The following is a 696-nucleotide window of genomic DNA, read 5'->3' on the forward strand; positions in this document are numbered from 1 at the left end:
CTTTCAGATAACACATCGAATACGTTGTCCTGCCGCTGACAGTACGCTTACTTCCGCGAAACGTCAGCGGAAGCACCACTATCTGGCGATCAAAAGGATGGTCATCGGTCACGGTGACAGTACGGGTACCTGACGGCCAGTCCACACTGCTTTCACGCTGGCGCGGAAAAGCCGAGCTCGCCGCCTTTACAATGTCCCCGACGATTTTTTCCGCCCTCAGCGTACCGTTTATCGTACAGTTTTCAGCTATCGTCACATTACTGAGCGTCCCGGAGTTCGCATTCACACTGCCACTGATATCCGCATTTTTAGCGGTCAGCTTTCCGTCCGGTGTCAGGGAAAAGGCCGGAGGATTGCCGCCGCTGGTAATGGTGGGGGCCGTCAGGCGCTTCAGGAACACGTCGTTCATGAATATCTGGTTGCCCTGCGCCACAAACATCGGCGTTTCATTCCCGTTTGCCGGGTCAATAAATGCGATACGATTGGCGGCAACCAGAAACTGGCTCAGTTTGCCTTCCTCCGTGTCCTCCATGCTGAGGCCAATACCCGCGACATAATGTTTGCCGTCTTTGGTCTGCTCAATTTTGACAGCCCACATGGCATTCCACTTATCACTGGCATCCTTCCACTCTTTCGAAAACTCCTCCAGTCTGCTGGCGTTATCCTCCGTCAGCTCGACTTTTTCCAGCAGCTCCT

1 protein-coding gene is annotated in these 696 nt (G+C 53.9%); it reads right to left on the reverse strand.

The window, feature by feature from the left end; translation table 11 throughout:
* The coding region (locus DF185_RS23020) for a phage tail tip domain-containing protein (protein ID WP_119754661.1) at positions 1–696 on the reverse strand (696 nt) is incomplete at both ends.

The sequence above is a fragment of the Marinifilum breve genome (assembly GCF_003202155.1).
Taxonomy (GTDB): Bacteria; Bacteroidota; Bacteroidia; order Bacteroidales; family Marinifilaceae; genus Marinifilum; species Marinifilum breve.